This is a genomic window from Halopseudomonas pelagia (assembly GCF_009497895.1).
GTDB lineage: Bacteria > Pseudomonadota > Gammaproteobacteria > Pseudomonadales > Pseudomonadaceae > Halopseudomonas > Halopseudomonas pelagia_A.
Map to the genome: position 1 here is coordinate 944,345 of NZ_CP033116.1, position 14,180 is coordinate 958,524.

Annotated in this window: 15 protein-coding genes; 12 read left to right on the forward strand and 3 right to left on the reverse strand. The window is 55.9% G+C overall.

Features of this window, described 5'->3' with window-relative positions:
• The first annotated feature begins 93 nt into the window (after positions 1-93).
• The 7 genes from rbfA to EAO82_RS20950 all read left to right on the forward strand — a co-directional run bounded on the left by rbfA (position 94) and on the right by EAO82_RS20950 (position 6,665).
• On the forward strand, positions 94-480 hold the full coding sequence (gene rbfA / locus EAO82_RS04495; RefSeq protein WP_096344960.1) for a 30S ribosome-binding factor RbfA: 387 nt from the start codon (positions 94-96) through the stop codon (positions 478-480).
• Positions 481-483: 3 nt separating this feature from the next.
• The gene (gene truB, locus EAO82_RS04500; RefSeq protein ID WP_096344959.1) at positions 484-1,404 is read left to right on the forward strand and encodes a tRNA pseudouridine(55) synthase TruB; all 921 of its coding nucleotides are present in this window, start codon (positions 484-486) and stop codon (positions 1,402-1,404) included.
• Between the two features lie 377 nt (positions 1,405-1,781).
• The gene (gene rpsO / locus EAO82_RS04505; RefSeq protein ID WP_028615142.1) at positions 1,782-2,051 is read left to right on the forward strand and encodes a 30S ribosomal protein S15; all 270 of its coding nucleotides are present in this window, start codon (positions 1,782-1,784) and stop codon (positions 2,049-2,051) included.
• A gap of 88 nt (positions 2,052-2,139) precedes the next feature.
• On the forward strand, positions 2,140-4,248 hold the full coding sequence (gene pnp, locus EAO82_RS04510) for a polyribonucleotide nucleotidyltransferase (protein WP_096344958.1): 2,109 nt from the start codon (positions 2,140-2,142) through the stop codon (positions 4,246-4,248).
• Positions 4,249-4,443: 195 nt separating this feature from the next.
• Positions 4,444-5,337 (forward strand): DUF72 domain-containing protein, encoded by an 894-nt coding sequence (locus EAO82_RS04515; protein WP_235850528.1) that lies wholly within the window; start codon positions 4,444-4,446, stop codon positions 5,335-5,337.
• 37 nt (positions 5,338-5,374) lie between these two features.
• A complete protein-coding gene (locus EAO82_RS04520) occupies positions 5,375-5,656 on the forward strand; it encodes a DUF503 domain-containing protein (RefSeq protein WP_096344957.1) in 282 nt (93 codons plus the stop codon).
• Between the two features lie 211 nt (positions 5,657-5,867).
• On the forward strand, positions 5,868-6,665 hold the full coding sequence (locus EAO82_RS20950; RefSeq protein WP_231703281.1) for a hypothetical protein: 798 nt from the start codon (positions 5,868-5,870) through the stop codon (positions 6,663-6,665).
• Positions 6,666-6,854: 189 nt separating this feature from the next.
• On the opposite strand, the gene EAO82_RS04530 is transcribed toward EAO82_RS20950, so the two are convergent.
• A protein-coding gene (locus EAO82_RS04530) for an IS3 family transposase (protein ID WP_153274270.1) occupies positions 6,855-7,987 on the reverse strand; the annotation gives its coding sequence in 2 pieces (ribosomal slippage) (positions 6,855-7,747 and positions 7,747-7,987; 1,134 coding nt in all).
• Positions 7,988-8,235: 248 nt separating this feature from the next.
• On the opposite strand from EAO82_RS04530, the gene EAO82_RS04535 reads away from it, so the two are divergent.
• Positions 8,236-8,817, forward strand: a complete 582-nt coding sequence (locus EAO82_RS04535) for a hypothetical protein (protein WP_143520373.1) — start codon at positions 8,236-8,238, stop codon at positions 8,815-8,817.
• Between the two features lie 170 nt (positions 8,818-8,987).
• Here EAO82_RS04535 and EAO82_RS04540 read toward each other — a convergent pair whose 3' ends face one another.
• The gene (locus tag EAO82_RS04540) at positions 8,988-9,542 is read right to left on the reverse strand and encodes a carboxymuconolactone decarboxylase family protein (RefSeq protein WP_096347857.1); all 555 of its coding nucleotides are present in this window, start codon (positions 9,540-9,542) and stop codon (positions 8,988-8,990) included.
• A gap of 95 nt (positions 9,543-9,637) precedes the next feature.
• Between EAO82_RS04540 and EAO82_RS04545 the strand changes: the two genes are divergently transcribed.
• Both EAO82_RS04545 and EAO82_RS04550 read left to right on the forward strand, forming a co-directional pair.
• On the forward strand, positions 9,638-9,961 hold the full coding sequence (locus EAO82_RS04545; RefSeq protein ID WP_096347925.1) for a winged helix-turn-helix transcriptional regulator: 324 nt from the start codon (positions 9,638-9,640) through the stop codon (positions 9,959-9,961).
• A 70-nt stretch (positions 9,962-10,031) separates the two neighbouring features.
• Positions 10,032-10,826 carry an SDR family NAD(P)-dependent oxidoreductase gene (locus EAO82_RS04550; protein WP_096347858.1) on the forward strand — a complete coding sequence of 265 codons (795 nt, stop codon included), beginning with the start codon at positions 10,032-10,034 and terminating at the stop codon, positions 10,824-10,826.
• Positions 10,827-10,943: 117 nt separating this feature from the next.
• Here the strand turns inward: EAO82_RS04550 and EAO82_RS04555 are convergent, their stop codons facing one another.
• Entirely contained in the window at positions 10,944-11,357 is a 414-nt protein-coding gene (locus tag EAO82_RS04555) for a hypothetical protein (protein WP_096347859.1), read from the reverse strand.
• A gap of 480 nt (positions 11,358-11,837) precedes the next feature.
• Here EAO82_RS04555 and EAO82_RS04560 point away from each other — a divergent pair, with 480 nt between their 5' ends.
• On the forward strand, positions 11,838-12,812 hold the full coding sequence (locus EAO82_RS04560) for a LysR family transcriptional regulator (protein ID WP_096347861.1): 975 nt from the start codon (positions 11,838-11,840) through the stop codon (positions 12,810-12,812).
• 45 nt (positions 12,813-12,857) lie between these two features.
• Positions 12,858-14,123 (forward strand): winged helix-turn-helix domain-containing protein, encoded by a 1,266-nt coding sequence (locus EAO82_RS04565; RefSeq protein WP_218838667.1) that lies wholly within the window; start codon positions 12,858-12,860, stop codon positions 14,121-14,123.
• Positions 14,124-14,180 lie beyond the last annotated feature (57 nt).

Here is a 14,180-nt window from a genome sequence, read left to right on the forward strand (position 1 = left end):
GGGGGTTTGCGCAAGCGAATTCACGGGCTTGCCGTTGGCGTTTCCGCAGATCGAATTTTTTAGGCTGCCACAGGCGGTCAGAGACAGAATGTAATGGCAAATGAAAACAGTCGTACCCACCGCGTAGCGGACCAGATGCAGCGTGAGCTGGCGATTCTGGTGCAGCGCGATATTCGCGATCCGCGCGTCGGCATGATCACCGTTACCGCCGTGGAAGTGAGCCGCGATCTGGCCCACGCCAAGGTGTATATCACCCTGATGGACAAGGACAGCGAAGAAGACATCGCCCAGAACCTTGCGATCCTCAAGGGCGTGGCCGGCTTTCTGCGCATGCAGCTGGGCAAGGTCATGAAGCTGCGCAGCGTGCCGCAATTGCACTTTCATTACGACGAAAGCGTGCGCCGTGGCGTGCACCTGTCATCGCTGATCGAACGTGCCGTGGCCGAAGACCGCGGGCACAAATCGGAAGACGAGGAGTAAGCTTTGTCGGCACCGCGTAGCAAACGCCGTGATATCGACGGCGTCCTGATTTTCGACAAGCCTCTGGGCATGAGCTCCAACAATGCCCTGCAAAAAGTCCGCTGGCTGTTCAATGCGGCCAAGGGCGGGCATACCGGCAGTCTTGATCCGTTGGCCAGTGGCGTATTGCCGCTGTGTCTGGGTGAAGCCACCAAGTTCTCCCAGTACCTGCTCGACGCGGACAAGGCCTATGTCACCGAAGCGCGCCTGGGCATGACCACCACCACCGGCGATGCGGAAGGTGATGTGCTGGAAAGCAAGCCGGTGAATGTGACCCTGGAGCAGGTCGAATCCTTCCTGCCGCAGTTCACCGGTGACATCCTGCAGATTCCGCCGATGTACTCCGCGCTCAAGCACGAAGGCCAACCGCTGTACAAGCTGGCCCGCGCCGGTGAAACAGTGGAGCGCAAGCCGCGATCTGTTACTATCAATCAGCTTAAAATACTGGGCCTGGAAGGTGATCGCCTGCGGCTGGAAGTGCACTGCACCAAAGGCACCTACATACGCACGCTGGTAGAAGATTTGGGCAATGCCCTGGGTTGTGGCGCGCACGTATCAGAGCTGCGCCGCATCCAGGCTGGTCCGTTCGATTTGAGCAAGGCAGTCACGCTGGAAGAGCTGGAAGCATTGCACGCTGAAGGCGGCCATCTGGCACTGGATCACCTGCTGATGCCAAGCGATTGCGGCCTGCAGGATTGGCCCGAAGTAGAACTGACCGAACAGACCGCCTACTATCTGAATCACGGCCAAGCCGTCCGGGTACCCGGCAGCCCAGCCTTTGGCATGGTGCGTCTGCGCGATCAGAATGGCCAGTTTATCGGCATCGGCGAAATGACCGACGACGCCCGAGTAGCACCGAAACGCCTGATGCGTTTCAACGGATAGACAATGGATTCCCGCTTTCGCGGGAATGACGAGCTCTAAGGCCAACGCCCCCACACGGGAGCCCTCGCCCCACACCGTCATTCCCGCGAAGGCGGGAATCCAAGCCGACTCAACCAACACGCCGAGTCAGCAAAAGTAACAAAGGCAGGGTACAAAAGGAGCAAAGCCAGCGGCCAATCCGCAAGCCACTCCCCCACACCCCGTCATTCCCGCGAAAGCGGGAATCCATGTTGACCTTGGCCCACAACGCCAAGCCAGCAGCAAAGAAGTTGACCCATCAGGGTCACAACGAGGGTGGCTGTTAACAGGCATGGTCACTCCTCGATTTAAAACACGGGAATAAGGTTCCCGGCCTGTTCACTCAGAGGAAAGCTATCATGGCACTGAGCGTCGAAGAGAAAGCTGCAATCGTAACCGAATACGCACGTGGCGAAGGTGACACCGGTTCTCCGGAAGTCCAAGTAGCGCTGTTGACCGCAAACATCAACAAGCTGCAGGGTCACTTCAAGGAAAACAAGAAGGATCACCATTCCCGTCGTGGTCTGATCCGGATGGTAAACCAGCGTCGTAAGCTGCTGGATTACCTGAAGTCGAAAGACATTCCGCGTTACGCCAGCTTGATCAGCAGTCTGGGTCTGCGTCGCTAAGCGACAAGTCCCGTTTGGACATGGCCGGGTCCGAAACCCGGTCGTGCCCAGAGTTTCCCCAAAGGCAAATACAGAGAGAGAGCACACCGTGAAACCGGTTATCAAACAGTTCAAATTAGGCAACAACACCATCACCCTGGAAACGGGCCGCGTCGCCCGCCAGGCTTCTGGTGCCGTACTGGTCAGCATCGACAACGCTGTTACCGTTCTGTGTACCGTCGTCGGCGCCAAGAAAGCCGACTCCGGTCGTGACTTCTTCCCTCTGTCCGTGCATTACATCGAGAAGACCTACGCCGCAGGCCGCATCCCCGGTGGTTTCTTCAAGCGTGAAGGCCGTCCTACTGAAAAAGAGACCCTGACGTCGCGCCTGATCGACCGTCCGATCCGCCCGCTGTTCCCCGAAGGCTTCATGAATGAAGTCCAGGTGGTCTGTACTGTCGTCTCCACTGACAAGACCACTGATCCGGATATCGCCGCCCTGATCGGCACCTCCGCCGCGCTGGCCATTTCCGGCATCCCGTTCGACGGCCCTATCGCCGGCGCACGCGTTGGCTTTGACGCCAACAACGGCTACATCCTCAACCCCAACTACGAGCAACTGAAAGACTCGCGTCTGGACATGATCGTAGCCGGTACTGAAGACGCCGTACTCATGGTTGAGTCCGAAGCCAAAGAACTGACTGAAGACCAGATGCTGGGCGCCGTACTTTTCGCCCACATGGAATTCCAACCCGCCGTTCAAGCCATCAAGGAACTCGCCGCTGAAACCGGCAAGGCTCGTTGGGATTGGACTGCAGCCCCGGAAAACACCGTACTGCTGGACGCGATCAAGTCGCAGTTTGGCGCCGGCATTGCCGAGGGTTACACCGTTACCGACAAGATGGCCCGCTACACTCGCCTTGGCGAGTTGCGCACCCAGGCAATCGAAGCCCTGGCTGGCGACGAAGAAGGAAAGCCTTCTGCCAGTGAAGTCAAAGACGCCTTCGGCGAGATCGAGTACCGCACCGTGCGCGAAAGCATCGTCAACGGCAACCCACGTATCGACGGTCGCGACACCAAAACCGTTCGCCCGCTGAACATCGAAGTCGGCGTACTGGATCGCACCCACGGTTCTGCACTGTTCACCCGTGGCGAAACACAGGCGCTGGTTGTCACCACCCTGGGTACCGCCCGCGATGCACAGCTGCTGGACACCCTGGAAGGCGAGAAGAAAGACCCCTTTATGCTGCACTACAACTTCCCTCCCTACTCGGTAGGCGAGTGCGGTCGTATGGGCGGCACCGGTCGTCGTGAAGTCGGCCACGGCCGTCTGGCCCGCCGCAGTATCGCTGCGGTTATGCCGAACATGGATGACTTCCCCTACACCATTCGTGTGGTATCGGAAATCACCGAGTCCAACGGTTCAAGCTCCATGGCTTCCGTGTGTGGCGCGTCCCTGGCACTGATGGACGCCGGCGTACCGCTGAGCGCGCCAGTAGCCGGTATCGCCATGGGTCTGGTCAAGGAAGGCGAGAAGTTCGCGATTCTGACCGACATCCTCGGTGACGAAGATCACCTCGGCGACATGGACTTCAAGGTAGCCGGTACCAGCAAGGGCGTAACTGCTCTGCAGATGGACATCAAGATCAAGGGCATCACCGAAGAGATCATGGAAATCGCTCTGGGCCAAGCCCTGGAAGCGCGCCTGAACATCCTCGGCCAGATGAACCAGATCCTCGGCGAGTCGCGCAAGGAGCTGTCTTCCAACGCACCGACCATGATCAGCATGAAGATCGACTCCGACAAGATCCGCGACGTGATCGGTAAAGGCGGCGCCACTATCCGCGGTATCTGCGAAGAAACCGGTGCCTCCATCGACATTACCGACGACGGTTCAGTCAAGATCTTCGCGCCCACCAAGGACGCCGCCAACGCTGCCAAGGCACGCGTTGACGAGATCACTGCAGAAGCGGAAATCGGCAAGATCTACGAAGGCAAGGTAGAGCGCATCGTCGACTTTGGCGCATTCGTCAACATCCTGCCTGGCAAAGACGGCCTGGTGCACATCTCTCAGATCGCCAACCAGCGCATCGAGAAAGTCACCGACGTACTGACCGAAGGCCAGATGGTTCGCGTACTGGTACTGGACGTGGACAACCGCGGCCGTATCAAGTTGTCGATCAAGGACGTTGAAGGCGCGGAAGCGCAAGACGCTTAAGCACCATGCGTAGTACCGAGAAGCCCAGGCATTTGCCTGGGTTTTTTTATGTTCGTCAATACCCAGGTCACGTTGCACGTGTCCGGTGCGATGTGGCACTACGTGGGGATATTTGCGGCTTTCCATCACCAAGTCGAACCGCTACCCTTGTTTCGACTTGATGTTCCTACCTAACCTGGATTCTCCCTAGCCCCCGTGACAACGCCCAAGCCCCCTCGTATCGTTCTTGGTTGCCCGCTCTGGGCCGAACCGGCGTGGCGGGGTGCTTTGTACCGTAGCGATGCCGATGCTGATCAGCGTTTGCAGCAATACGCTCAGGTATTTGGCGCTGTGGAGGGTAATACCACGTTCTATGCATTGCCGAGCGAGGCGACGGTGGCGCGCTGGGCAGAGCTGCTGCCGGATACCTTTCACTTCTGCGCCAAGCTGCCGCGCGAAGTCAGTCATGTCGAGCGCCTGGATCCGCAGAGTCCGGATCTGCAGCGCTTTTTTAAGCGCATGGCGCCATTGAAGCAGCGTCTTGGGCCGATCTGGCTGCAACTACCGGCCCGTTTCGGTCCAGATGCGCTGGGTGAGCTGCTGGGGTTTCTCGATGCCTTGCCGACAGCTTGGCGGTACGCGGTCGAGGTGCGTCATGCCGGATTTTTTCTAAAGGATGAGGCAGAGCGCCAACTGAATCGCCATTTGCATGAGCGCGGTATCGAACGCCTGATCTTTGATAGCCGGGCGGTGTTCGCCAGTGATGCGGATGACCCAGCCACAGTTGAGGCCAAGGCCCGCAAACCGCGATTGCCGGTACACGCGCTGGCGCTGGGGCAACAGCCGGCGGTGCGTTTTATCGGCGGCATGGACAATCAGGCCAATCTGGGCTTTCTCCAGCCCTGGCTGGACAAGTTTCAGCAATGGCTGGCAGAAGGGCGTGAGCCTATGCTGTTTATGCATACTCCGGACAACCGGCTCGCTCCTGAACTGGCGCGTATATTCCTGCAGCAACTGGCTGAAAGGGTGCCTGGGCTGGAGCCGATGCCGGCGTGGCCGGGCGAACGCGAACTGGCCGAGCAGCCGGTTCAGGATGTGTTGTTCGAATAATTGAGGTCAACGCAAAGTTTATGGGTCGGGGGGTAGCGTGAACATAGCTGTGCTGACAATCCAGTTCTCCTTACCAGGATGTGGCTCGCTAAAAGAAAAACGCCAGCGTATGGGCGGCCTGCATGAGCGTTTCGGCCGCACGCCGGCGATCGCGGTATGTGAAAGCGATCATCTGGATCGACTCGAATCCAGTGAGTGGTCCTTTGTGGTGGTGGCGATATCGCCGCAGAAGGTGGAGTCGATCTGTAGCGAGATTGAGGACAAGCTTCAACGTACCGTAGACGGTCGGGTACTTGAGGTGTCGCGCGAGATGCTCTAGGTCGAATCCAGGCAGGGTGATGCCTCATCAAAGCAGGTGGGAGCCAGGGTAAAATCTAGCCTTTTCCTCTATTGGGGCGGCTGGTTTGGTAAAAGACAAGACCTGACCCTAAGCGTAACGACAAGCCTCGAATAAAAGGATAGATTTATTTTTTGCCGTTCACTCAGTGATTTCTCATGTATGAACGGTACCGAAAAGGTTCGAGGGTTTTATGGAAGAATATCGCGTAAAAATGTCCCGACGACCTCGTTCCACTGGAGATGGAGAGAAGAGATTCTACGTACCAAAGTCTATGGTTCAAAAAAATGATGAGATTTACTTGGCGTTGCGATTGGTATGCGACAGGAGACAATTCGGGGAATGCTTTCGTCGTTTGATGCCAAGTCAATTTGATCGCATGGGGAGTGATAGCGGAGTAATGATAAGAGGATTTATCCCTTCGGGAGACATGGTTCCCCGAATGAACTTCCCTGGAGATATCGACCTTTTGGTTATCCCCTATGAAGGCGAGGACATGATTGTTTCAAGTGCGCTTGCAATAGAGCTAAAAGCGGTAAGGCCTACGTTTCAGAAACAAGGAAAGTCGCCTGGTGACTTTGGCTTTTCTCAAGCTGCGGGGATGCTGCAGCATGGGTTTCCCTACGTCGCAGTCGGGCACTTGATTGTTTCGGACGCAAGCCCAGAACATGCTTGGCGAAAGGTTCTCCAAACCAAAGTAATAGATGCTGCTGCGGGAACAGTTGAGGAACCTTGGGAAACCGCCGTAGACATGATGCCTGCTGACCTGATCAAAAGAAGTTTCGGTCGGTTGCAGGCAAATTGTAAGTTTCCAGAGCTAGGGCTTTTGGCGTCGTATGTTTCTGAAAACGGAAGCTGGATCCCTCAGGGAAAGCAAGCCACTTTCAATGGGTTAGTATCTTCCGATACGATGTTGGCCATCGCGCAATACTATGAGCAAAATGTCGATAGTTTTCTGGATACACCAAAATACCCTCCGCCGCTAGCTTAGTAGTAGAAATGGTATTAGTTGCAGGTCTTTTTTTCTGTTTGGAATAATCTGGCTTGGCAAAAGGCGAGACCTGACCTTAAGTCCTACTGAGTTGGTTTTCTATAGCGTTATTTGTGGCAAGGGAATCATGCTTACAACAATTGTTGTGACGACCGTGTTCGAGGGGTTCTACCCCGTTTCCACGGACGGTTATAAAACGGCTGTGAGCTTCCGATCCTGAACAGCAACTCTACGTCGCATCCTGGGGTTATGGAACCGCTCGATGTATTCAAACAGATCAGCTCTTGCCTCGTCCTGCGTACGGTAACGCCGATGGTGTACTCGCTCTCGTTTTAGCATGCCGAAGAACCCCTCACAGGCTGCGTTGTCTCCGCAATGGCCAACCGCGCTCATGCTGCTGACCAAATCGTTACTGCCTAGATATCGCTGGTAATCACCGCTGGTAAACTGACTGCCTCGGTCTGAATGCAGTATTACTGGGGTTTCGCCCTGACGTTGCCAGACAGCCATTTGAACAGCTCTGATTACCATCTGCCGATCCTGCCGGTGGTGCATAGACCAGCCAACGATCAGCTTGCTGAATAAATCCAGAACCACGCAGAGAAATAGTTTTCCTTCCTGGGTGGAGATCTCCGTAATGTCAGTGACCCATTTGGTATCAGGTTCCAGTGCGGAGAAATCCCGTTCAAGGTGATTTTGAATACCTTGTGGCCGATTTGATGCGCGTCCGAGGCGTCCTCGCTTCCTACGGGGCCACCCCTGAATGCCGTGCTTGGCCATTAGCCTTGCAACACGATTCAGGCTGGCTGCAACGCCTTCGGCAGCCAAGTCTTCGTGCATTCGGGGCGACCCAAGCATTCCGCCACTGTCATCGTGAATCTCTCTGATACGCGACAGCAGACGGTCGTTCGCTCTTGCCCTGCTGGACTGCGGACGAGATGCCCAAGCGTAATAGCCGCTGGCCGATACCTTCAGGCAACGACACATAAGACGTATCGGGAAAAGACTGCGACAGTGTTGAATCGTCTGATACCTCAGGACGACTCCTTTGCAAAGAACACTGCCGCTTCGCGCAAAAAATCACGTTCCTTTTTTACCCGTGCCAGTTCCCGCTTCAAGTGGGCAAGCTCTTCGTCACGCGGCGTTCCCGAGCCCTTGAAGGCCTTGCTTGGCAATTCTTCGGCTTCACGCGCCCACCGGGACAACAGGTTGGGATTAATTCCAATCTCTAAGGCCACCTGGCGGCAATTGGCACCTGGCTGGCGAGATAGCGCGATGGCTTCGCGCTTGAATTCGGGGCTGTATCTTCTGCGTTTGGACATGAACACTCCTTTGGCACATTGTGCCTTTTTTCAAAAGTGTCCGCAGTAACGGGGTAGAACCCGAGAAAGTCATCTGGCCGCTCTGGATCGCATCTGCCTCGTCGGCGGGATCTCGACGTGTTTGGGTGGGCGTGTTTCGCCGAGCTGCCGACTCATGTCCTGTAATCGGTCACGAGCTAAGCAGACAGTTAGCGTCTGCGCCGGGTATCAAGCGGCTTTTGATTAACACGTTCCGTGCAGACAGGGAGGTGGCTTCAGCGGAAGACTTCGCAGTCGCCATTGGCTTCGAGGTGGAGCAACAGAATTTCCAGCTTCACACGGATCGTTTTTTAGAACCTTGGGTCGTTAGGACTTATGCAGCAACAGTTCGGCGTGAATGGCTTTCCGTGGTCAACTCAAGTCCCGTACTGAAGGCTCGATTTATTGATGTTCGGAATAGACATCCGGCAGAGTTCTTGTCTGGTAATGCTAGCTGCCTTCCGTCCCTCGATAGTGTTCTGACGGATACAACGGCGGTTAAAAAAGCTTACTTCAGCTCCTTCAGTACCCATGATGCCACCGAGCGGGTGGTTGTTTGGCTCCCGGACAGCAATGGTGTGGTGAATTGGGACCCAGAGACTCGGATTACCGTTGATGTCTTTCTCAACCCCTCACAAGGTGCGGACATTGGTTTTTTTCGGATGGGCCACGACTACTCGATAAATGATGCAAGCGACAGTATCGAAAGGCTCCAAGTGAGCTATCTCGATAAAAGTAGGGCTATGGAAGGCGCTTATTTTGGTGCGCGGTCGGTTGGCCAGATCACCTCGGATGTGCTTTGGGCACGATAGTCAGATTACCAATTCAGACGGAGTTTTAGCCCCCCAGTGGCCATGGGCCTGAACCTTCAGGGCTTCAGGGTCAGGTCCAGGCCGTGCCTGTTGCTCTGTGGTGCAGTCCGCCCTAGCAAAAGGCAAGATCTAGTCGAAGGTATCAAGATCCAAGGTATCTGAAACTCACGCTAACCGGGAAAACGCGCGGCCCAGCTCTCCAGCGGCAACGCCGCGGTGTTGGCGATCATGCTAACGGTTTTGTAGTAACCGCACAGGGCGAGAATCTCTAACTGCTGCTCTGTGCTCCAGCAGGTCGCAAAGCGCTTGCTGGTTGGTTCGTCCATGCGCCCATTAATGTGCAGTTGATCCACCGCCTGCAACAATAACTGCTCTCCCTCATCCCAGTCTTCCGACTTCGTTGGTGCCAGCCGTGTGGCGCGAATCTGCGCGTCGCTGAAACCAGCGGCGCGGGCGAATACTTTGACGTGCACGCCCCATTCGTGTTCGCAGTCATTGTTGGCGGTGGTGCGCAGAATAACGATCTCTCGCTGCCTTACGGTCAAAGGGCTGGCGGCGTCCAGCAGCCCGGAGGCGCCGAGTTTTTGCATCAGGCGTGGACTGCGTGCGAATACTCGGAACAGGCTCAAAACCTCACCGTCCCTGCTCGGATAATAACGATCCAATATCTCTTGGATGGCTGGAGGGAAATCAGGCCCCGGCAGGGGCGCAAGATCGTGACTCATGGTAACCTCCCATTTTCCGCTACGGAATGTGTAGCGGCTCGATTCTGCGCTACATTTTCTGTAGCGGTCAAGGGTTCGACGATGAGAGGTATCTGATGGTTAGCAAAGCCATTAACCAACCCGTGCGCGGCTCCGACAGCGGCCGTCCGATCATGGTGCTGCTCGATGCGCTAGGTCAGCGATGGACGTTGCGTATTCTTTGGGAACTGACCCCTGGGCCGCTGTCATTCCGGGATCTGCGGGAACGCTGTGATCAGCTCTCCCCGACGGTACTCAACAGCCGCTTGAAGCTCCTGCGGGAAATGGAGCTGGTCGAACTGGTAGAGGGCGCCGGCTATCGCCTGACCATTCCAGGCCAGGAGTTGGGCACAAAGCTGCTGGACCTTCATCATTGGGCGGAACATTGGGCTAGAGATTAATACGCCTATTTACCCACCGGTCCGCCTTACTTGTCTATTCTTCACCATAAGCCACTAACGAGGACACAACATGCTAATCGATCTTACCGGCAAAACCGCCATTGTCACCGGCTCAACCGCCGGCATCGGCTTTGCCATCGCCCAGGGCCTAGCAGCATCGGGCGCTAATGTGATCATCAACGGTCGCAAGCAGGCGAGTGTAGACTCCGCCTTGAAGCAGCTAAAAGAGGCTCTGCCCAAAGCCCAGGTGCGCGGTGTAGCGGCGGACCTGAGCTCATCAGAAGGCTTGGCCAAATTGCAGGCAGCCGAGCCGAAGGCGGATATTCTGGTCAATAACCTGGGTATCTATGGCCAGAAGGACTTTTTTGAGACTTCCGATGAATTGTGGCAGGAATTTTTCGATGTGAACGTGCTCTCGGGCGTGCGAGTTTCCCGCGCTTATGTGCCGGCGATGGTGGATCAGGGCTGGGGCAGGGTGGTGTTCATCTCTTCCGAGTCCGGGCTGAATATTCCGTCGGACATGATTCATTACGGCTTTACCAAGTCAGCCAATCTCTCGATCGCTCGGGGTCTGGCCAAACGCTTGGCCGGTACTGGTGTGACAGTAAATGCCGTGTTGCCCGGCCCGACCATGTCTGAAGGCGTGGCCGAGATGCTCAAGCCGATGGCGGAAGAAAAAGGCATTTCAATGCAGGAGGCGGGCGACAAGTTCGTCAAGGCCAAGCGGCCTTCCTCGATCATCCAGCGCATTGCCAGCACCGAAGAAGTGGCCAATATGGTGGTCTATACCTGCTCTCCCCAGGCTTCTGCGACGACGGGTGCGGCATTGCGTGTAGAAGGTGGGATTGTCGACAGTATTGGTTGATCGCCGCAAGGGTAAGATCGTTGTACAAAAAAGGGGCTGATTGAATCAGCCCCTTTTTTATTTTGAAGCAACCCATTTATTGCTTCATCAAACAGCCAAGCAGCCCGCTCCCGCAGATCAGTCTCGGCAGTATCCCTCACCTGACTGCACTACCAAGCATTCCTGCTTTTCCGCTAGCCATTTCATGCCAGTGGCTTCGCCGTCACCGGCACGAAGCAGGTGTCTTTCGCCCTCGCGGCTGAAGCTGATCCCTTGCTCTGCTGCTTGGCCTTCGAATGTGCCGCTTTGATCGGCATCCAGGCCGTAACGCATCTCCAGCAGATAATGGCCAGGGCCTGCGGGCTGGTTTTTGCTGATATCCAGAACCAACCCTTCAACCCCGGTCCATTTTCCAACCCATTGATCAGTGGCCTGATAATCAGACTGGCTTTGCTCGGTAGCAGCAGGCGCCTGAGTTTCCTGGGTGTCGCTGTCTTCAGTACATCCGCTGAGCAGAATAAGCGCGCTCAGGGTGAGGGCTGTTTTGATCATGGTTCGTATCACCGCTGTTGGAAAGTCGTGAATGGGATTGCTGTATTGGTTTGTCGTTAATCATTTCCAGCTAACGAATAGGGTCTGCAAAGAAAAATTAGTTCAATGGGAGACGTCATGAAAGCAGAGTGGATTCACAATCGCCTCAGGCGCCGTATCACCCACTGGAGCACTTGCCGTCGCGCCTCGCGCTGATCTCTTCTCACCTGCTCAAGATCGATGCCTCCCCGCCCATCCTGGTATCTAGCGGGGATGCTGTCGTTAAGCGTATGGTCGATACCTACTTCAGCTCCGCCATTCTCGTCGCTTTGAGGTGTCGATTCGCCGTGTTGAAAGTACTGGATGTTGCCTGCATTGAGCATATCTCTGCCCTCTATAGCGTCGACCCTGCGAACAGGACAAGTGGATTATTTCACGGGTTTGGGCACATGCTAATATTGTTCTTATATGCAAGCTATTCCATAAATATGAGGACAGACTTTGCAAAAACGAACAGGTACACAGCCCGGTAAATCCACGCTCAGCCCCCAGAAAGCTCGCGGTCATCTGGCCTGGAATGATTTTGAACTGGTCCTTGCTATTGCAACCGCGGGCTCTCTGTCAGGCGCGTCGCGCGCTCTGGATGTGAGCCACGCCACTGTGTTCAGACGGCTGGGAGATATCGAGCAGCGCCTGGGCGTTACCCTTTTCGAGCGAAGCCGAAGCGGCTACCGGCCGACCCTTGCCGGGGAGGAGCTTGCCGATACCGCCAGGGTAATGGATGAAGCCGCCGTGGCCGCCGAACGTAAAGTGGCTGGCCGCGACCTGGAGCCAAGCGGAGAAATCTGGACCACCACCACCGACTCCTTGCTGATGGGGCTGCTGACGCCGCTATTCAAGCACTTCGGGCATAAATACCCGGGGATCGTGCTGGATGTTGCTGTATCCAACCAGCTATTCAACCTGACACGCCGCGAAGCTGATGTGGCTATCCGCCCCTCCAATCGCCCCCCGGAAAACCTGATCGGCCGATCACTGACCACCATTGGCCAGGCCATCTACGCGCATCGGAGTCTGGGTCTGACTCCGGGAACGTCCATTGCGACCCTTGCCAGCCAGCCGTGGATTGGCAGCGGGGCACGCCTGCAGGATGCGGCATTGAACCAGTGGATGGAAAAGAACAGATTGCACGCGGCCTGCATCTATCGCGTGGATACGTTGGTCAGCATCTTCAGCGCTATTCGCGCAGGTATGGGGTTGGCCGTGCTGCCCTGTTATCTGGCAGGCGATGATCCGGATCTGGTGCAGCTCACTGACCCCATCCCCGAGCTGGAATATGGCTTATGGTTTCTGATGCATCCAGATCTGCGAGGCGTAGTCAGGTTTCACGCCCTGATGGACTTTCTCACTGAATCCATCCGGGCACAAAAACAGCGCCTGGCCGGGCCCGCTCTAAGCCACCCAGCCAGCAGTTGAGTACAATGACGACAACGCAAAGCCTGGACGCCGAATGCGGCAACGATGCAAATGATCGAAATTAAACGCCCGCCAGAACTGCTGCGCTTACGTCGCCTTGCCCTCGCTGCGCAAGGCTTGCTGCAGGCTCAACCCTTCGGTCGGGGGTTGCCTGGGGCCCGTAACGCCATCAATCACATAGGTTACGTGCAGGTCGATACCATATCCGTGCTCCAGCGAGCGCATCACCATGTTCTGCGTTCAAGAGTGCCGGACTTCAAACCCGCCATGACCAACCAGATGTTGCGTGACGGTGATATTTTTGAGTACTGGGCACACGCGGCGGCTTTTTTGCCCATCGCGGATTTTCGCTTTTCCTTGCCCTACAAAAATGCCATCAAAGGCGGGCAGACGCATTGGTTCAAAAACCCTGATCGGAAGCTGATGGCCGAACTCCTGGCGCGCATCGGCTCAGACGGCCCGTTGCGATCCCGGGATCTGGAATCCGCTGGCCCAAAACGGGCAGGCTGGTGGGACTGGAAGCCAGACAAAAAGGCGCTTGAGCAGTTGTATATGCAGGGTGATCTGATGGTCAGCGCCCGCGAAGGATTTCAAAAGACCTATGATCTGACCGAGCGGGTACTACCTGCTCACGTTGATACAACGATGCCGAGTGTCCAGGAGTTTGCCGCGCACATTGTTGATCAGCAACTGCGCTGCCATGGCCTAGTCTCGCTCAAGGGGCTGACTTATTTGCGGCGTAATCCAGAACTACGCGAGGCGGTAAAAGAGCTGATTAAGGCAAGGTTGGCGCATGGCGACCTGCAGCAGGTAGTGTTAGCCGGAGGGGATGTATTTATTTTGCCAACCGGTGCGCTCGAACGTCCTCTTCCTCGGCTGAATAGCCGCATGCTGATCCTCTCGCCATTCGACAACAGTGTGATTCAACGAGACAGGCTCAAGGCGCTCTTTCAATACGACTATCAACTGGAATGCTACGTGCCGGAAGCCAAGCGTCGGCACGGCTATTTTTGTTTGCCGCTGTTATACCGGGATGAGTTTGTCGGCCGGATGGACTGTAAAGCCCATCGAAAGACACGTCACCTGCAGATCAAGACGCTGCATTTTGAACCGCACCGTTTTGCTGAAGGCTCTGTCATTACCGCATTCCTGGATGCCATTGCAGCGTTCTGTCGTTTTCAGGAATGTGATTCAGTCTCGCTGACTAACAGCGACCCGAAACACCTGACTCACGCTTTGTGCGACGCACTGAAAGCGCTGGACTGCAGTCCCCAATATCAGACCGGGAAAGCTCCTGGCCAAGCATGCTGAAGAAGCGACCCCGCCGGCTTCTCAGGAAATCTGCTATCTAAACCACAGATTCGGCAG